Annotated in this window: 15 protein-coding genes; 9 read left to right on the forward strand and 6 right to left on the reverse strand. The window is 63.2% G+C overall.

The annotated features are described in order from the left end of the window. Positions 1–5 precede the first annotated feature (5 nt). From HMPREF1022_RS05460 to HMPREF1022_RS05485, 6 genes are all read left to right on the forward strand, one after another. Positions 6–437 (forward strand): hypothetical protein, encoded by a 432-nt coding sequence (locus HMPREF1022_RS05460; RefSeq protein ID WP_008685068.1) that lies wholly within the window; start codon positions 6–8, stop codon positions 435–437. 171 nt (positions 438–608) lie between these two features. Then, positions 609–2,351: a sensor histidine kinase gene (locus tag HMPREF1022_RS05465; protein ID WP_009302246.1), complete on the forward strand. Its 1,743-nt coding sequence runs from the start codon at positions 609–611 to the stop codon at positions 2,349–2,351. Between the two features lies 1 nt (position 2,352). After that, entirely contained in the window at positions 2,353–2,757 is a 405-nt protein-coding gene (locus HMPREF1022_RS05470) for a response regulator (protein ID WP_009302247.1), read from the forward strand. Then, the gene (locus tag HMPREF1022_RS05475) at positions 2,754–3,410 is read left to right on the forward strand and encodes a hypothetical protein (RefSeq protein ID WP_008685064.1); all 657 of its coding nucleotides are present in this window, start codon (positions 2,754–2,756) and stop codon (positions 3,408–3,410) included. Before HMPREF1022_RS05470 ends, HMPREF1022_RS05475 begins: the two co-directional genes overlap by 4 nt. 711 nt (positions 3,411–4,121) lie before the next feature. Beyond that, positions 4,122–4,592, forward strand: a complete 471-nt coding sequence (locus tag HMPREF1022_RS05480; protein ID WP_008685063.1) for a response regulator — start codon at positions 4,122–4,124, stop codon at positions 4,590–4,592. A 307-nt stretch (positions 4,593–4,899) separates the two neighbouring features. Beyond that, positions 4,900–6,081 carry a hybrid sensor histidine kinase/response regulator gene (locus HMPREF1022_RS05485; protein ID WP_009302248.1) on the forward strand — a complete coding sequence of 394 codons (1,182 nt, stop codon included), beginning with the start codon at positions 4,900–4,902 and terminating at the stop codon, positions 6,079–6,081. A 338-nt stretch (positions 6,082–6,419) separates the two neighbouring features. Here HMPREF1022_RS05485 and HMPREF1022_RS05490 read toward each other — a convergent pair whose 3' ends face one another. Further along, positions 6,420–6,815 carry a PaaI family thioesterase gene (locus tag HMPREF1022_RS05490; RefSeq protein ID WP_009302249.1) on the reverse strand — a complete coding sequence of 132 codons (396 nt, stop codon included), beginning with the start codon at positions 6,813–6,815 and terminating at the stop codon, positions 6,420–6,422. 99 nt (positions 6,816–6,914) lie between these two features. Then, positions 6,915–7,880 carry a Tim44 domain-containing protein gene (locus tag HMPREF1022_RS05495; protein WP_009302250.1) on the reverse strand — a complete coding sequence of 322 codons (966 nt, stop codon included), beginning with the start codon at positions 7,878–7,880 and terminating at the stop codon, positions 6,915–6,917. Between the two features lie 557 nt (positions 7,881–8,437). On the opposite strand from HMPREF1022_RS05495, the gene HMPREF1022_RS05500 reads away from it, so the two are divergent. Then, positions 8,438–9,109 (forward strand): NAD(P)H-dependent oxidoreductase, encoded by a 672-nt coding sequence (locus tag HMPREF1022_RS05500; protein ID WP_009302251.1) that lies wholly within the window; start codon positions 8,438–8,440, stop codon positions 9,107–9,109. A gap of 93 nt (positions 9,110–9,202) precedes the next feature. Here the strand turns inward: HMPREF1022_RS05500 and HMPREF1022_RS16525 are convergent, their stop codons facing one another. The 4 genes from HMPREF1022_RS16525 to HMPREF1022_RS05520 all read right to left on the reverse strand — a co-directional run bounded on the left by HMPREF1022_RS16525 (position 9,203) and on the right by HMPREF1022_RS05520 (position 12,813). Further along, on the reverse strand, positions 9,203–10,390 hold the full coding sequence (locus HMPREF1022_RS16525) for a DUF4198 domain-containing protein (RefSeq protein ID WP_009302252.1): 1,188 nt from the start codon (positions 10,388–10,390) through the stop codon (positions 9,203–9,205). Between the two features lie 367 nt (positions 10,391–10,757). Then, positions 10,758–11,561 carry a ComF family protein gene (locus HMPREF1022_RS05510; protein WP_009302253.1) on the reverse strand — a complete coding sequence of 268 codons (804 nt, stop codon included), beginning with the start codon at positions 11,559–11,561 and terminating at the stop codon, positions 10,758–10,760. Further along, complete coding sequence (locus HMPREF1022_RS05515) at positions 11,558–12,187, reverse strand: flavodoxin family protein (protein WP_008685055.1); 630 nt, start codon at positions 12,185–12,187, stop codon at positions 11,558–11,560. Before HMPREF1022_RS05515 ends, HMPREF1022_RS05510 begins: the two co-directional genes overlap by 4 nt. Further along, positions 12,184–12,813: an MBL fold metallo-hydrolase gene (locus HMPREF1022_RS05520; RefSeq protein ID WP_008685054.1), complete on the reverse strand. Its 630-nt coding sequence runs from the start codon at positions 12,811–12,813 to the stop codon at positions 12,184–12,186. The genes HMPREF1022_RS05515 and HMPREF1022_RS05520 overlap by 4 nt, the downstream gene beginning before the upstream one ends. A 180-nt stretch (positions 12,814–12,993) precedes the next feature. On the opposite strand from HMPREF1022_RS05520, the gene HMPREF1022_RS05525 reads away from it, so the two are divergent. Both HMPREF1022_RS05525 and HMPREF1022_RS05530 read left to right on the forward strand, forming a co-directional pair. Next, positions 12,994–15,546, forward strand: coding sequence for a tetratricopeptide repeat protein (locus HMPREF1022_RS05525; protein WP_009302254.1), 2,553 nt, complete (start codon positions 12,994–12,996; stop codon positions 15,544–15,546). A 454-nt stretch (positions 15,547–16,000) separates the two neighbouring features. Further along, positions 16,001–17,486: Ig-like domain-containing protein (locus HMPREF1022_RS05530; protein WP_009302255.1), on the forward strand; the 1,486-nt coding region annotated here is incomplete at its 3' end.

Consider the following 17,486-nt stretch of genomic DNA (forward strand, 5'->3'; position numbering starts at 1 on the left):
GACTTATGAATACCGTGGATCTGAAAAAAGAAATCAAGGCCTCGCCCGCGCAATTGCGCTATGCCGACACCCTGTTTTACGGCGCGCTCATCGGTTTTGTGCTTATGCTCATTACCTACGCCCTCTATGTGCTGGGCGTGCTTGAACCCCAGGTGCCCCTGACCGAACTGCCCCGCCTCTGGACCGGCAGCGCGGCCGACTACCGCGCCGCCGGGCACATCCCGCAGGGTTGGGGCTGGCTTGCCTTGGTGGGCAAGGGCGATATATGCAATTTCCTGGGCATCGTGTTTCTGGCGGCCCTGACCATCATCTGCTTTTTGCAGCTGGCCTGGAGCCTGATCCGGCGCAAGCAATGGCTGATGACGACCATCGCCCTGCTGGAAGTGCTGGTGTTGAGTCTGGCGGCTTCGGGGATTCTCGTCGCCGGCGGCCATTAAAAAGCGTCTTTTGTCCCTTGGCGGCGTCAAACGGCGTTTTTTACTTGGCCATGGACGAAAAGAGTCCACTCCCGTCGTAAAAAACTTGTTTTCCTTGCCAGGGGACAAAACCCGTCTTTTTAATGTGGGTTCATGCGGAAGCGTATGAGCCGGAAAATGCTGGAGGGGCCTATGTTTGCCGCGATCAAAAAATACTTCGGCCAGTTGCTGGAAGTGCCCGAGGCCGTGTCCCCGGCGCGCTACCGCTCGCTCCGGCGGCTGATGACCGTGTTGATGGTGGCGGTTTCCGTGGCTCCTCTGCTGATCATGTCCGGGTTCAGCCACGTCCAGTACATGAAGACCCTGGAGCGGGAAATGGAAAGCCCGCTCTACGCCCTGGCGCGCAAGTCCCAGGCCTCTCTGGAGCTCTTTCTGGGCGAACGGGCCTCAACCGTGAGCCTGATCGCCCATGCCTACAGCTTCAAGGATCTGGCCGACGAAAAGACGCTGAACCGCATTTTCTGGGCCCTCAAGAGCGAATTCAAGGGCTTTGTGGACATGGGCCTGGTGGATGTGGAAGGCCGTCAGGTGGACTATGTGGGGCCCTACAAGCTCAAGGGTGCGGATTACGCGGGGCAGCCCTGGTTGCGCGAGGCCGAGATCAAGGGCCGTTACATCAGCAACGCTTTCCTTGGCCTGCGTGGTTTTCCGCACATGGTCATCGCCGTGCACCGCCTGGAGGAAAACGGCGGTTCCTGGACCCTGCGCGTGACCATTGACACCTCCCGCCTGGAGCAGCTGGTGTCCGCCGTGGGGCCGGAACAGGACACGGACGTCTTTCTCTGCGACAGCGCGGGCGTCCTGCAGACCAGTTCCCGCCTGTACGGCAAGGCTCTGGACAAACTGCCCTTTCAACTGCCCCCGGCCAGCCACGAGACCCTGGTGCGGCGCATGACCGACGACAAGGGGCACACCCTGCTGGTGGCCTCCACCATGCTGGCGGGCACGGATCTGATGCTGCTGGCCGTGAAGCCCAGTCTGGAGGCTTTCCGGCCCTGGACCACATTGCGCACCGAGCTTCTGCTGGTGCTCTGCGGCGGCATCGCGATCATTGTGTTGGTTTCGCATCTGCTGATGAAGCACCTGGTGGGCCGTCTCCAGGCCAGCGACGAGCGGCGGGTGGCTGTTTTCGCCCAGATGGAGCATAATCAGAAACTTTCCTCCATCGGCAGGCTGGCCGCCGGGGTTGCCCACGAGGTCAACAATCCCCTGGCCGTGATTTACGAAAAAGCCGGTCTGGCTCTGGATTTCCTGCGCATGAGCAAGGATTGCGCGAGCTATGAAAAGCACCGGGAGCGGATCCTCGCGCTTCTGGAGAGCATTGAAGGCACGGTGGAGCGGGCGCGCGGCATCACTCACCGTTTGCTGGGTTTCTCGCGCCGCATGGAGGCCAACCGCCAGTCCCTGCGCCTGGCGGAAGTCATCACCGAAAGTTCTGAATTTCTGGAACGTGAGGCCAAGAACCGGGGCGTGCAGCTCTGCCTGGACCTGCCCGGCGACCTGCCGGAAATCGTGTCGGACCGTGGCCAGTTACAGCAGATTTTCCTGAACATCCTGGGCAACGCCCTGGATGCCGTCAGCGACGTGGAGCAGGGCGGCCGCATCGAAGTGAGTTGTTCCTGTCCGGACAAGGCCAGCGTGGCCGTGAGCGTCAAGGATAACGGCAAGGGCATGCCGCCGGACGTGCTCAAGCATATTTTCGAGCCCTTCTATTCCACCAAGAAGGACAAGGGCACGGGCCTCGGCATGTTCATCACGTACGGCATCGTGCGCCGTCTGGGCGGAGACATTGTTGTGGAAAGCGAAGAGGGGCGAGGCAGCCTGGTGCGCATAACCCTGCCGCTGACGCCGCCTGAAGGCGCTGTGGAGGTCTGAAATGGCGTTGCGTATTCTTTTGGCTGACGACGAAAAGGAATTTGTGGAAACCCTGGCCGAACGCCTTACGCTGCGGGGCCATGCGACGCGCGTGGTCTACGACGGGCCGTCGGCTCTGGCGGCGGTGGAGGATGAAGTGCCGGACGTGGCCGTGCTGGACCTGCTCATGCCCGGCCTGCCCGGCGACGAAACCCTGCGCCGGATCAAGGCCGCGCATCCGGAGCTGCCGGTCATTCTGCTCACCGGGCACGACGCCGTGGACGACACGGGCGTGGCCCCGGCGGCCCAGGCCTTTGCCTGCCTGACCAAGCCCCTGAGCTTCGCCGTTTTTCAGGAAACGCTGGAGGCCGCGGCCCAGAGCGCGCGTTCCGGCGGTGTACCGTCGTCGCAGGGAGGCCGATTATGAACGACAGCCAGTGCATGGCCCGTCTGCTGGCCTCGGGCGTCCATGATATGCGCAACGTCCTGGCCGTGATCCGCGAGTCCGCGGGGCTGGCGCAGGATATGGCCGCCCTGGCCGGAGCGGCCCTGCCCAGGGGTGAGCGCCTCCTGGCGGCCTTGACTGAAGTGCAGAGCCAGATTCTGCAGGGCGCGGCTCTGGCCGAGGGCATGGAATTCATGGCCCAGGCCGGGGGCGCGGAAAATGAAAACGCGGGTCCCTGCGACTTGGCCCGGGTCTGCCGGATTTTCTGCCGCATGGCCGCGCGTCAGGCCAGAGCCGCCCAGATGCGTCTGGTCAGCGGCGAGAACGAGGAGCCGGTCTGGGCTCCGGTGCCCCCGCTGGAGGTCTTGCGCTCCCTGCTGGAGATTTTTGACCTCTGCGCCTCTGTGGGCGGACAGGTGACGCTCAAATTTACCGCCGGCAGGCAGCAGAAGGCCGAGGGTGTCATCATTGAAGTCGTGGAAGGGGCCAACGCCGATCTGGCCTTGTCGGCCCTGACCGGCAGCCCTCTGCTCAATGGCCTCAGGCCCGGCTGGCAGGCCGTGCTGATGCCTTGGCGCGACGCCGGGGGACGCTTTTTCCTTTCCCTCGCGGCGCGTGATTCCGAAAGCAATTAGTGTCTAATTTGAAAAATTAGACACACAAAACCCGTTAGGGTTTTGCGGCGGCGTAGCCGCCGTGAGTCAGCGAAAACCACGCTTTTTCGCTGACGATCCTGCGAAAATTGAGAGCATAACTATGCTCGAAACTTTTGCAATCAGGCACCAGTGCCGCGTTAAGCGACACTGGGCGCAACCCCGTAAGGGAATGTGCGCCGCAGCCGATCCTCACGCCCGTTACGACAGTTCGGGTGTGATATGACACTAGAGCATTTCAACGTTGAAATGCTCTAACGCCGAACACGGTGAGGCGCGCCGCGAAGACCGACCCGACGGGCGGCCCGCAGGGCCGTGCCTGTAGCCCAAAGGGCGTACAGGCATTGGGAGCAACGCGGCGTGGATTCCGGAAAAGCGATCGAAGGCAGCCCGAAGGGCTGTCCCCGTTGGCGACAACGGAGCCATACGGGGATCGACAGCAGCGATAACAGCGCTTTTTGCCGGAATGCCCCCTTTGAAACGCAAAGCGTTTCAAAGGTAATCTGTTCTAGAGAAGGCTAACTTTAAGATTGTACAATCTTAAAGTTTTGAGGACGCCCGTTTCAGCATTTAACAGCGCAAGTAAATTGCGCTTATGCCTCGCGGCGGGCGGCTGCTTCCGCAGCGGCCAGAGCAATTTCAAAGTGAAATTGCTCTAACGGATACCGGCCAGGCCGGACCAAGGAGTGGTTCATGACCAAGGAAGACATCAAAATTTTGCTGGTGGACGATGAGAAGCAGTTTGTGGACACCCTGGCCGAGCGCCTGGCCATGCGCGGCTTTGAGGCCCGCGTGGCTTATGACGGCCCGGAGGCGCTCAAGGCTGTGGAACTGCCCACGGACGTCATCGTGCTTGACCTGCGCATGCCCGGCATGGACGGCTTTGAGGTGCTGCGCAACGTCAAAAAGAGCAATCCCCAGGTGCAGGTGATCATTCTCACCGGCCACGGCGGCGACGCCGAAGAGCAGACCGCCTACCGCATGGGCGCGTACAATTTTCTCAGAAAACCCATGGATATCGAGGAGTTACTCAGCAGCATCCGCATGGCCTACCGCGACAAGCTGGAAAACGCCATGGTGGCGGTTTCCATGGCCGAGGGCGGCGATTTTGAGGCGGCCCGCGATGTGCTCAATGAAAAGGATCTTTTGGCCGAGCACAAGTAGTCCGGAGCGCCTCGCCCTTTTAGAGCAATTCTCGTTTGAACTGTGCAACATTTCAAACGCAACATGCTGTAGAGCGTTTTGATATTGCAAATATCTCTACGCGCTGTGCGGATTTTCCGAGAAATCCGCACAGCGAAACGCCGGCCGTGACGCGGTTTGCCGCGCTTACGAAAAGTGACGGCAGCGCTGGTATCGCAATGCGGGCTTGTTTTGCCGTCAAGCGATAACATCAGGCGCAACATGCTCTAAGAACGGGCGAATCCGCCCTGCTATGGGTTCAGGCGTATTCTGCTCTGAGGTATGGCCCATGCGCGTACTGCTGGTGGATGATGAAGCGGCTTTTGTCCGGCCCCTGGCCGAACGCCTGGATCTGCGCGGCATAGAGGCCGGGGTGGCTCTTGATGCGGAGGCCGCCCTGGTTATGGTGGCGGAGGGCGAGTGGGATCTTGTCTTTCTGGATGTGGGCCTGCCGGGCATGGACGGCGTGGCTTTGCTCAAGCTCCTGCGTGAGCGCCATCCCGACTTGGACGTGGTCATGCTTTCCGGCGCGGCGGATATGGGCAAGGCCGTGCAGGCCATGCGGCGCGGCGCGCGGAACTGGCTGTCCAAGCCGGTGTCCGTGGACGGCATTCTGGCGGAATGCGCCAAGGCGCGGGAGCGTGCCACGGCCCGCCGTCAGGCGGCCCGCCTGGCCGAGGCGGCCCGCCTGCGCAGCCTCGGGCGGGTGGCCGAAGGCGTGGCCCACGAGGTTAACAATCCGCTGAATATCATGGTTCAGGCCGCCGGGTTGATCAAGGACAGCCTGGGCGAACCGGAGGCCGCCGCCCTGCCGGATCTGGAGGACATGCGCACGGCCGTGGAGACCATCCGCGTGCAGAGCCTGCGGGTGCGCGAGATCACCCGCAAGCTGCTCATGGTGGGGCACGGCATGGACGCGCGCATTCAGCCGCTGGATGTGCCCGCCGTGCTCGACAGGGTGCTGGAGCTGACCCGTTCGCGCCTGGACGGTGCGGGTGTGCGCTGTGAACTGGATTTTCCGCCCCAAACGCGCACGGAACGTCCTTTGGGCTCGGCGCTGGAACTGCAGCAGATCTGCCTGCACCTGGTGGAGAACGCTCTGGACGCCATGCCCGAGGGCGGCCTGTTGCGTATTTCGGCCCGCGTGCTCCGTGAGGATCAGGGCAAAAGCGCGGAACAGGGCGGGAGCGCGGCGCGGACCGGGGAAGAACGGGGCTGGTATGAATTGCGGGTGGCCGACAGCGGGCCCGGCATTGCTGCGGACGTGTTGCCGCACATTTTCGAGCCCTTTTTCAGCACCCGCGAGAGCCGTTTCGGACAATATGCCGGTCTGGGCCTCACCGTGGCGCGATCCCTGGCGCACGGGCACGGCTGCGAGCTGATTGCCGCCAACGGCAAAGACGGCGGCGCGGTCTTCAGCCTTCGCTTGCCGCTGGGTCTGGAAACCGAGATTCCTGTCGCCGTGGCTTGAGCCCTGCGCGCGGCGCAAACCCCGCGTACGCGGGGTTTGTCATCAGGCTGGAACGGCGTTCCGGAATTCTGTTCCCGGAACGCCGTTCTTGTTGTGTTGCAGGCCGCGCGGGCCCGAACCGCGTTTAGAGCGTTTTCTAGAGCATTTCAACATTGAAATGCTCTATCGCCGAACACGGTGAGGCGCGCCGCGAAGCGGCGTGGATTCTGGCGAAAACCATGTTTTTCGCCAGAATGCCGACTTTGAAATTTGTAAAATTTCAAAGTTAATCTGCTCTAGTGTTAAATACTCCAGGAGCTGTGCCGGAAAGGCAAAACTCCCCAATTCAGAAACAGCCCCTAGCGGGGCAGCGGCACGTCGGTCAGAAAACCGGCGGCCATGGTTCTGGCGATCAGCGCGCCCGAGCCGTCAAAAACCTGCACGTCATAGCTCTGCACATGCTGGCCGTCGCGCACCACGCGGGCTTCCGCCGTGAGCGGGCCGGTTTTGCCGGGCCGCAGAAATTCAATGGTGGTGCTCAGGCTGACCACGCCGGTTTCCCGACCGGCATTGGCCGCCGCCCCGAAAGCCACATCGGCCAGGGAAAAGATGGCCCCGCCGTGAGCCACGCCCATGCCGTTCTTGTGATTCTCGGTCAGGGGCATGCTCACCTTGGCGTAATCCCGGCCGGCGCTTTCAATGGTCATTTGCAGATGACGCATCAGTTTATCGTGCTTGGCCACATAGTTTTCCATAGTTTTTCTCCAATGAGTTCCAAAAAAGCGGGCCGAAAGCTCTTGCTTCCGGCCCGCGCCTTATGCATTCGGGGTGTGGGCGGAATGGCGCTTGGGCGCTCAGTCCACCTGCTGGATGCCGTCCAGCTTCCAGGAGCCGCCCGCGATCGGGCGCACAAAGTGCCAGACCTCGCGCACAGAGGACGGGGCCTGCTGATCCGGGCTTTCGCGCATCAACACGTCAAAGAAGACTTGGGCGCGCTGTTCGTCGCCGTCGTTTTCCACGCCCAGCAACTGCGCGTTGACCAAAAGTACTTCCGTGGTGCTGGGGGTGGGCTCGGCCTCCAGCTGCTCGCGCACGGCGTCCAGCACGGCAGGCGTGGCGAATTGGGCGATGTCGTCCAAATCGCGTTTGTCCCACGAGTTTTGCAGACGGCTGTAGGCCATTTTGGCTCCGCGCAGGAATTCGTCAACGTCAAACCCCTGGGGTACATCCACGCTAGGCGCGGCGTCAAAGGCCTGCGCCTGGCCCGCTCCGCCCTGAGGCGCGTTGCGCAGGACGTCCCAACCGGCCGCCGCGTTGTCGCGGCGCATGCCCTGGGATGATGCGCTGTCCTCACGCAAATCGCCGTGCAAGCCGCCCATGGTCGAAGCGCCCTGCGCGCCGGCCCCTGCGGGCGCGGGCGCCTGACGGTTGCGGAAGCGGGCAAAGAGCTTGAGTCCGAGGAAGACCAGCAGGCCGATAATGATGATGTCCATGAAGCCGCCGCCTCCGAAACCGTTGCCCGAGAGCAGGGAGCCGATCAGCGTGCCTGCCAGCAGGCCGCCGAACAGGCCGCCCATGCCGCCGAACAGGCCGGGACGTTGCGCGGCGGTCTGACCGGCCTGGGCCTGGTTCATGGGCTGGCGTTGCGCGTTGGGCGTCTGCTGGCGCATGGTCGGCGCGGGCGCCGGGCTGCTCATGAAGGGCTTGCCGCCGAAGGATCGACCGCCGCCCATGCGCGCGGCGTCGACCGGTTCAGGCAGGGTGAGAACAAAAGCGGAAAGAAGCAGAAATATTCCGGTCAGAATGGCACTTGCTTTCATGCAAAACTCCCATGGCGGGGGTGGTTAAAGACTGGCGCGGCTTCACATCTCTACGCGCATCATGTATACTATATGGATTTGTGGGGAAAAGGCAAGGCCGCCACACCGGGGAGACAGGGCAGACGCATCTAATTTCAGCTTTTGCTGACCTCTTGTTTGACGAGATTATCCGTCAAAACCAGCCTTTTTGGCGCTGGCGGCGTCATCTGGCGCTTTTTGCTGCTCATGTACTTGAGTACATTCCGCGCAAAAAGCACCATTTTCCTTGCCAGCGCCGAAAAATCTTAGTTTTTAGGATTCTCCCGGCACCAGCCATCCGCCTACGCTTCGCTCCGGCGGAGCAAAGGTGGCTTTACCCAACTCCGTAGCGTGTATTAACTGTTTTAAATAATTAAATTAGAAATACACTGGCCGCGTTTTTTTAGATGCGTCTGCCCTGACCGGGGAGAATTTTCCTCTTTGCAGCGCCTCCCGGCCGCGCTACAACGGAATCAGACCGGTATGGACGCCGTTACGGCATCCACCCGGCTCAATGACGATAGCAAGGAGTATTCCCCATGTCTCATATGACAGATATGCTTATGAAGGCTTGGCACTTCCGCCACGCCTGCAAGGAATTCGACCCGAAAAAGAAAATCAGCGACGCGGACTTTCATACTATTCTGGAAGGCGGCCGCCTGTCGCCCAGCTCTTTCGGTTTTGAGCCCTGGCAGTTTCTGGTGGTCCAGAATCACGGCCTGCGCGAGAAAATCCGCGCCGTGAGCTGGGGCGCGCAGCGCCAGCTGCCCACGGCCAGCCACTTTGTGGTCATCATGGCCCGCAAGCCCGCCGAACTGGATCCCGATTCCCCGTATATTCAGGACACCATCATGCGCGATACCCAGCATCTCTCCGAGGATATTTCCGGCCCGCGCACGGAAAAATATCGGGAATTTCTGGACAAGGACTTTGCCCTGACGGGCAATGAACGGGCCGGTTTCGAATGGGCCGCCCGCCAGTGCTATATCGCCCTCGGCAACATGATGACCGCCGCCGCGCTGCTGGGCGTGGATTCGTGCCCCATTGAGGGCTTCCACAAGGCGGACCTGGAAGATGTGCTGGCGCGTGAGGACCTGCTGGACACGGCCCGCTGGGGTGTGGCCTGCATGGTGGCCTTCGGCTACCGCGTCCGGGAGCCCCGGGCCAAAACCCGTCGGCCGGAAGAGGCCGTGGTGCGTTGGGTGCAATAATGCCGCTTGCGGCTGTTGTAATGAGCTGAAACAAGGAGAGCCGGACTTCTGTCCGGCTCTCGGTTTTTTCGGGCGTGGCCGGATAAATATATGCTAATGCTTGCGGGGCTCGGCGGACGCGCCGTCCACATAAAGCCAGAGCAGCGCGCCCAGCTCCAGTGGCTTGGACTGTCCGTCCGGCCCTTTGAGCGGGTCACCGGCGGCAACGGCCGCGCAGCACCACCAACCGGGCTGATTGAGAACAAAGGCGAACTGCCCGTTCTTGTCGGTACGGGCCGCCAGTTCTTCCTGCCAGGGCGTAGGCGCGCTTTGCTTGTCCGTATTGATGCGGGACATACGCACCGGCGCGTTGTCCAGGGGCTTGCCGTTGAACAGCACGCGGCCGGAAAAGAGAGCCGGGGCCGTCAGGCCGAAGGGACGGGTCAGGGGCTGGATTTCAAAGTGCTGGCCCACGGGCAGTTCCCAGCCGCGTTCCACGCCGTACACGGGCAGGGTGGTCTTGACGTAATGCTGCACAAAGCGGTCGCGGGCGGCATCCCACCAGGGGCGGGCCTCAATGACGAACTGATAGAGACCCGGGCGGCTCAGAGCCACATTGGCGCCCCAGGCCTTCTGGTCCAGATAGCGGATTTCCTCCACATCGCCCAGCAGGTCGTGCCGTTCGGGCTGGAGGACGCCGTCCTTGGCGGGCGTGTTGTCGTCGTAGCGCAGCACCGCGAAGAGCTGCGGCATGTCCATGGGCAGGCCCTCGTGCCGGAAGGGGCGCATCATGCTGATGAGCACGTCCACTTCCTCGGAGATGGGCGGCGCCTGGGGAGGTTCGGGCTTGGCTGCTTCGCCGGAAACAGCGGCGTCCTGCCCATTGGTTTCCGTCGTAGCGGCGGCAGCGGGCGCCGCCGGAGAGCGCCCGTCGGCCTGTTGGCTCGCCGTGGTCTCATTGTTTTGCGGCTTTGGAGCCGGAGCGGTCTCTGCTGCGGGACTGGGCGGAGTCTGGGCGATTTTCTGCTCCGTAGTATTTTTTTTCTGTTCTTCCTTGCCCTTGGCCAGGGAAGTCTCTTTTTCGGTCTTGTCCGTTTTGTCCGCCCTGGCCGTTTTATCCGATTTATCCGGGGTGTCCGGCTTGGCCGGAGCTTCAATGCTGGGCTGGCTCGGCACCAGCAACGTCACCTGGGCGGCTGCGGGATGGGCGATTGTGAGACAGCACAGCGGCACAAGCAGCCACAGGCAGGCCGGAAGCGGCCAAAAAAATACGCGGGGCGTGAAGAAAAAGGCGCGTGACATGGGATCTCCCGGCGGCATCAGAAGGGCATTGTAGGGCCGCGTTTGCATCTTCACGCGGCAAGGGTGAAAGCGTTGAGCTTGTCAACGCGACCAGAACTCAGAAATGGACTGCGGCGTCCCGAGAAAGGTGTTCCGCGGAACTGCCCGTTGCCGTGTGAAACACGGCTTTCAGGCACTGAAAGCAACTATTACCGCGCCCGGTTTAGCTTAGCAAAAGGGTGGGGCGTTGTCATGCGCGCTGTGGGGTCGCAAGCCGCATTTTAGAACGTTTTAATATTGAAAATCCGCACCGCGAAATTATCGCAAGCCGGATTTACTGCGCCGTTAAGCGATAATTTCAAGCGCAAACTGCTCTTAGAGACAGCCACTAGTCCCGCCGGGGCGTCCGGGCCACGAAAAGCACGCGTGTCTCCCGTGCCCCGGCCGCGCGCAGGGCCCGGCAGGACTCGGCCAGGGTGCTGCCCGTGGTCATCACGTCGTCAATGAGCCAGAGGCACAGGCTCGCGGCATCGGGCGCGGCCTGAAAAGCGCGCCGCACGTTGCGGCGCCGTTGGGCGGCGGCAAGTCCGGCCTGGGGAGGCGCGGGTTTGACGCGGTGCAACAGCTCCGGGCGCAGGGGCAGGCCCGTCAGGCGGTGCAGGGCCTTGGCCAGCTCGTGGGCCTGGTTGAAGCCCCGGCGGCGCAGGTGGGCCGGATGCTGCGGCACGGCCAGCAAGGCGTCGGGGCGGGGCAGACAGCGGGAGGCTTCCAGCAGGCAGGCCCCGAGCAGCGGGGCCAGGGAAAGCTCGCCCCCGAATTTCAACCGCAGCAGGGCGTCGCGCAACGCGCCTTCGTAAAGGCCGTAACAGGCCAGGCCGTCCCAGGGCGGGTCTTCCTGGAGACATTGGCCGCAACGGCTGAGCGGGGCGGGCCGGGACGACACATCCGCCGTCTGTTTGCCCGTCCCTATCTCCACCGGGGGCAGGCCGCAACGGGGGCAGCGTGGGCCGTTATACGGCAGGAAAAGCAAACAGCATTCCGGGCAGAGCGGCGCGGCGGCCCCGCCGGGGCCGGTGGCCGGGCTTGCGCCGGAAGCGGTTTCAAGGGGCGAGAAGGGGCGCAGGCAATGCGCGCAACGGGTCTGGCTCAGCCCGAGGGCCCGGCACCAGCGCCGCAGAAAACCGGGAATCACGCACTTTGCCCGTCATCTGTCCGGGCTTCGAGCCGTTGCGCCCAGTGACGGCCCCAGGCGCGCAACGCGTCGCAGACAGCCGGGCGTGCCGCCAGGTCTTCCGGCGTGTCCAGGCCGCGCAGCAGGCGTTTTTCCTGAATTCGGGCGTCCTGCGGGGCCAGAAAATATTTGAGGGTCAGCAGCGCGCCCGTGAACAACTGCCCGCCGCGCGGCCTGCCGGCCGACAAAGCCGCCAGCACCGGTTTGACCGGGGGCCGGGGCAGCCCTGCCCTGGGGCCGTGATCGTAGGCCCGCGCGGCCCAGAAGCGTTGGCTTCGGTCGATGAAGCCCTTGAAAAAAGCGGGCAGAGCGTAAAAATAGATGGGTGCGGCCAGCAGCACCAGGGGTGCGGCCTGGAACAGGGCAAAGAGTTCCTCGGCCTGATCGTCGCCCCTGGCCAGCACGCAGGCATGAGGCGGCCTGGCGCAGGCCCCGCAGCCGATACAGGGCGCGATTTTGTACCGGCGCAAAGGCTCTAGGCGTACTTCGGCCCCGGCCTCGGCCGCGCCTTCGGCAAAAAGGCGGGCCAAGCTGTCGGAAACGCCGCCGGGCCGGGGGCTGCACAGGAGCGCCAGAATCTGGTTCACGCCCGGAACTCGCCGCAGAAGGGATTGTTTTTGCGTTCGTCGCCGATGCTGGTGGCCGGGCCATGGCCCGGATAGACAGTGGTGTCTTCCGGCAGGGTGAAAAGCACATCCTTGATGGAGCGCAGCAGGGTGGCCTGGTCGCCGCCGGGGAAGTCCGTGCGGCCCATGGAGCGGTAAAAGAGGGCGTCGCCGGTAAAGACCAGCTTTTCCGCCGGGAAGTACAGGGATACCCCGCCCGGCGTGTGGCCCGGCGTCTCAAGCACCCGGCACTCCATGCCGCCGAAGCTGGCCGATCCCGTGGGCATGGGCAGGCTGTCGAAAGGCGGCACCGGCGGGAAACCCCATATGCCGCCCTTGCCGGATTCGGTCTCGGCCAGGCTGTCGTCGCCCGTGGGGGCGTAAACCACTGCCTTGGTGACTCCGGCCAGTTCGGCCACGCCGTAGAGGTGGTCGAAATGTCGGTGGGTGAGGCAGATGGCGGCCAGGGTAAGTTTGTGTTCCGTCAGATATTCAAGCATGGGCGCGGGCTCGCCGCCCACGTCCACAGCCACGGCCTGACCGGCGGCGTTGTGGATAAGGTAACTGTTGGTCTGCAAGGGCCCCAGAGGGAAGGTGGCTACAGGCATGTGATGTCCTCTGCAAAATAATATAGTATGGCCGCAATGCTATACCACGGGGGCAACGCGGGCAAGAGGCGGAACAACGGGAGAAACAACGGGGGGAATGCGGGAGCGCGGCCCGGCGGGAGGCGAGGGTTTCAAGATATTCTCTAGACAATCGGCCACCCCCCGGACTACACTGAAAAGATGAAGCAAATTCCGCAGGATCTGAATCTCGCGCGCGGCGATCTGATGGACATGGAAGGCCTGTTGTGCAGCGGCTTGGCCGCCTTTTTTACATTCAACGGGCACGCCCTGTATTTTCCCACGCAAAACCCGCCGGACGCGCCGCAGTTTTTGCCGCGCGAGCGTCGTCTTCTGCTGCCGCTGGTCTGGCGGGAGGAATTGCTGGGCGTGCTCATGCTTCACGGAGTACGCGCGCGCGAAGTACGGCCGCTTCTGCCCGCGCTGCCGTCCGTGGTCGCGCTCTGCCTGGAAAACCTGGCCCGCTCCAGGGCCGCGCGCACGGACGCGGTTACCGGCCTGGCGACGGAAGACGCCCTGTATGCGCGCATGGAAGATGAGGCCGCGCGGGTGCGCGCTCACCTGGATGATCCGGCCCAGCCCGACGGCAGGCCCGCGCCCCTGCACCGCCTGTGCATGGGACTTGTGGTGCTGCGTCTGCGCAACGGCGAGGAGATGGCCCGCCAGATCGGTTTTGCCTTCAGTGAAAAATTTCTGCGGCACGTGGCCGAGGCCTGCCGCGCCGGTCTGCCTTCGGATGTGCTGGCCGCGCGCGTGGGCCGGTACGAATATGCTCTGCTGTTGTCCGCCAGCGGACGCGGGGCCTGCCACAAGCTGGCCCGCGCCGTTCTGGGCCGCATGGAAGCCGTGAGCCTGCCCGGTCCCCTGACCCGGCAGCCGGTGCGCCCCCTGCTCTGCGCCGGACACGCGCTCTATCCCCAGGACATGCAGGGGCCGGAACTGGTCTTGCCCATGTTCGAGCAGGCCCGCCAGCTTATGGCCCGGGCCCGCCTGGCCGCCGACGTGGCCGCCCAGGGGCAGAGCGGGGCCGGTCTGGGCGGCGAAAGCCGGATCATGCCCTTTGCCCGCATCCTTCAGGACGGCGGCGTGGTGCTGGAAAATCTGCCTCTGGGCCGTCTGCGGATCAGCTTGGGCAGGCAGACCAAGGCCCGTGAGGGTCTGCGTTTCGCGGTCTGGTCCGGCGGCGCGCGGGACGCGGCTTGCTATAAAGGCGAAATCGTACTGCTGCATGTCCGGGAACTGGATGCCGTGGCTGAAATCCTGCATCTGGAGGACGCGGCCGTGATTCCGGAGCCGGGCGACAGCTTGGCCCTGCTGGACGGACTGCCTGTTCTGAGTCCTTCGGATATGGAAAATGCTCTGGAAGGCATTTCGGATGTTCCCGGCCTTGGCTCTGAGGAAAAAACGCCGGGCAGCGAACCCCGGACGGAGCAGGCCGCCATGGCCCCGGCACAGCCTGCCGCGCCGGGGAAGAATGCGTCGGCGGACGCCCCGTCCCGTGCCGCAACGGAGCGGGAGGAGCAGGGCGCGCAGGGCGATTTACACGGTCACGGCGACTTTTTGAAAAGATTCGCGCGTGAGCGGGAGCAATGCGCGCGTTTTGCCTTGGTCATCGCGCGCTTGGCTCCCAGCGGCGCGCGCGCCGGTAGTGAGCCCGAACGCGGCATGCGCAAGGCGCTGGAGCTCTGGCGGGCCCTGCTCGCGCCGGTCCGGGCCACGGCGGCGGAAGACGCCGGGCGTGCCGAGCCCTTTGGCGGGCGCTACGGCAGCAACAGCCTGATTTTCTTTCATCCCGGCCGCGCGGCTGAGGATCTGCTGCCTGTGTACGCCCAGCTCTGCGAAGGTTTGAAAAAGCACGGTCTGGCGACGGCCGCCGGACTGGCCGGATATCCTTTTTTGCAGTTCCGCAAGGCGGAAATGCAGGATTGCGCGCTCAAGGCTCTGGAATACGCGCTGCTCCTGCCCGAGCCCAGGGCGGGCCTTTGCAATTCCCTGGCCCTGAACATCAGCGCGGACAGGCGCTACAGCCTGGGCGACGTCTTCGGCGCGGTGGAGGAATACAAACTGGCTCTGCTGGCTGACGAGGGCAACGCCATGGCCTGGAACTCACTGGGCGTGTGCATGGCAGCCCTGGGCCGCCAGCATGAAGCGCGCCGTCATTTCCTGGAAGCTCTCAAACACAGCCCGGACGAGGCCCGCGCCGCGCAGATCTGCTACAATCTGGGCACGGTCTGCCAGAATCTGGGCGAACGGCGCGCCGCTGCCCGCTATTACCGCCAATGCGTTAAAATTGCGCCGGATCATCTCTTTGCCCATATCCGCCTGGGCCAGCTCTGCGAGCAGGGCGGCCGACGCGGCGAGGCGCGACGCTTTTACGAGCGGGCCGCCGCCATTGAGGACGCCCGGCCCGGCACGCCGAGTCCGGCCCGGCGGCATCTGGCCCGGGTGGCCGCGCGCCAGAAGCGGGGCGGCGAGGCGCGGGAGCTCCTGCACGAAGCCCTGCTGCGCAATCCCAATGACGCGGCGGCCATGTTGTTGTTGGCTAAAATCTATCTGGACGGCAATGAAGACCCGGCCATGGCCGAGCTGTTGGCTCGCAAAAGCGCGGGTCTGCACGACCGGCCGGAAGCCTGGCAGACCCTGGCTCGTGCCTTACGCGCGCTGGATCGTGAAGATGAGGCTCGCGTGGCTGATGCGCGGGCGTTGCTGGCGTAATATCATAATCAAGAGTATGGGCTTGCTTTTCTCTCGTAAGATTATCTCTATATCTTGTGGGGCAGCTTTTTTGTCGTATGCAATTCTACTATATTTAAATAATTGACAATTTATTTTCTACTACTATAAATTTTTTTTGCGCGGGGAAATGGCGTTACGCTTCTGCTGTTTTCCCTGTAGCGCGGACCGCTTCCGGGTCCGCCAGTTAGCCTCCCCGGACATTCCTCGTCCCGAAAAAGAATTGCCGCCTATGACGTGCGGCGTCGTAAGCCCTTGAGACTTAGCCGCTGCTGTGTCCTCTTTCCTGTTTCAGAGGGCTGTTTTCTTTTTTCGCCAGTCTCTCCGACATCATTAATCATTGACTGCGTTCATGCGCCGGACTGCGCAACGCGGCCCGGCGTGTATTTTTTGCGGTGGGGTTCCCGCATTCCCTGTTCACTGAGAGGAGGAAACAATGGCGAATCTTATTCTTGCTCGCCCGCAAGCGGGACAGCATATGGTTGTGGACAGCGTGCCCGATTCCCGTCTGGTCCTGCAATTTCCTACGGATCAGGCTACGATGGAGCGCTCCGGCGACAACCTGATCTTCAGTTTTGACGACGGTTCCAGCATTCAGCTTGCCAATTTCTACACCCAGTATTCCCAGGAAAGCATGCCGGACTTTGAAGTGGACGGCACCCTGGTGGCCGGGGCGGACTTTTTCAGCGCCTTCGGCCCTGACCTGATGCCCGCCGCCGGTCCGGCGGCGGGAGCGGCCGCCCGCGCCGCCCGCTATAGCGACTTGGGCAACAGCGACCTGCTTGACGGCATCAACCATCTGAACGAGCTGGACTGGGGCATGAACCTGGGCAACCGGACCACAGAGGACGTGGACGCGCTCGGCAATAGCCCCCGCGCCGATGAAACTCAGGCTCCGGACGTGACGCCGCCGGAGGTGGGTATCCACCTCAATCCCATCGTCATTGGCGGCGACAATATTCTGAACAGGGACGAGCTGGATCACAATACAGAAGTGCATATCACCGGCACTGTGGACGGTGACGTCAAGGTGGGCGACACTGTGACGGTGACGCTGCCTGACGGTGAAACGATAGATACGCCGGTGATCGATCTGGGCGACGGCGAGCTTGGCTTTGACGCCGAGACCTCGGCGGACCATTTTGAGTCCGGCGATGATGTAAAGGTCGAGATCACCGTCACGGACGACGCGGGCAACACCGCCCACGCCGAGGATACGGGCGGTTACGACGTGGATACGGTTGTTCCGAACGTGGAGGTGCAGATCACCACGGACGCCAACAACGACGGCCAGATCAGTGACGCCGAACTGAAGGGCGGCGACATCACGGCGCATGTGACCTTGGGTGAAGGCACGGCCGCCGGCGACACGCTGGTGGTGACGGACCAGAGCGGCAAGGAGATCTTCAACGGCCTTGTGACCGATGAGATGCTGAGCAACGGCCTGGACGTGACCGTGACCAAGCCTGCTGAGGGCCAGGAAGTGCGGGTTGACGCCACAGTGACCGACCCTGCGGGCAACGAGTCCACGGCCAATGACACGGCGCACCTGGATACGACGGCTCCGGCTGTGGGCGTGGAAATCACCACGGACGCCAACAACGACGGCCAGATCAGCAAGGACGAGTTGGGCGACGGCGAGATCACGGCGCACGTGACCCTGGGCGAAGGCACGGCCGCCGGCGACACGCTGGTGGTGACGGACCAGAGCGGCAAGGAAATCTTCAACGGCCTTGTGACCGATGAGATGCTGAGCAACGGCCTGGACGTGACCGTGACCAAGCCTGCTGAGGGCCAGGAAGTGCGCGTTGACGCCACAGTGACCGACCCTGCGGGCAACGAGTCCACGGCCAATGACACGGCGCACCTGGATACGACGGCTCCGGCTGTGGGCGTGGAAATCACCACGGACGCCGATAACG

Source organism: Desulfovibrio sp. 6_1_46AFAA, from assembly GCF_000224635.1.
Classification (GTDB): domain Bacteria; phylum Desulfobacterota; class Desulfovibrionia; order Desulfovibrionales; family Desulfovibrionaceae; genus Desulfovibrio; species Desulfovibrio fairfieldensis.

Coding starts and splice junctions, on each gene's coding strand:
- HMPREF1022_RS05460 (WP_008685068.1), top strand. CDS start 6: ATGAATACCGTGGATCTGAAAAAAGAAATCAAGGCCTCGCCCGCGCAA.
- HMPREF1022_RS05465 (WP_009302246.1), top strand. CDS start 609: ATGTTTGCCGCGATCAAAAAATACTTCGGCCAGTTGCTGGAAGTGCCC.
- HMPREF1022_RS05470 (WP_009302247.1), top strand. CDS start 2,353: ATGGCGTTGCGTATTCTTTTGGCTGACGACGAAAAGGAATTTGTGGAA.
- HMPREF1022_RS05475 (WP_008685064.1), top strand. CDS start 2,754: ATGAACGACAGCCAGTGCATGGCCCGTCTGCTGGCCTCGGGCGTCCAT.
- HMPREF1022_RS05480 (WP_008685063.1), top strand. CDS start 4,122: ATGACCAAGGAAGACATCAAAATTTTGCTGGTGGACGATGAGAAGCAG.
- HMPREF1022_RS05485 (WP_009302248.1), top strand. CDS start 4,900: ATGCGCGTACTGCTGGTGGATGATGAAGCGGCTTTTGTCCGGCCCCTG.
- HMPREF1022_RS05490 (WP_009302249.1), bottom strand. CDS start 6,815: ATGGAAAACTATGTGGCCAAGCACGATAAACTGATGCGTCATCTGCAA.
- HMPREF1022_RS05495 (WP_009302250.1), bottom strand. CDS start 7,880: ATGAAAGCAAGTGCCATTCTGACCGGAATATTTCTGCTTCTTTCCGCT.
- HMPREF1022_RS05500 (WP_009302251.1), top strand. CDS start 8,438: ATGTCTCATATGACAGATATGCTTATGAAGGCTTGGCACTTCCGCCAC.
- HMPREF1022_RS16525 (WP_009302252.1), bottom strand. CDS start 10,390: ATGTCACGCGCCTTTTTCTTCACGCCCCGCGTATTTTTTTGGCCGCTT.
- HMPREF1022_RS05520 (WP_008685054.1), bottom strand. CDS start 12,813: ATGCCTGTAGCCACCTTCCCTCTGGGGCCCTTGCAGACCAACAGTTAC.
- HMPREF1022_RS05525 (WP_009302254.1), top strand. CDS start 12,994: ATGAAGCAAATTCCGCAGGATCTGAATCTCGCGCGCGGCGATCTGATG.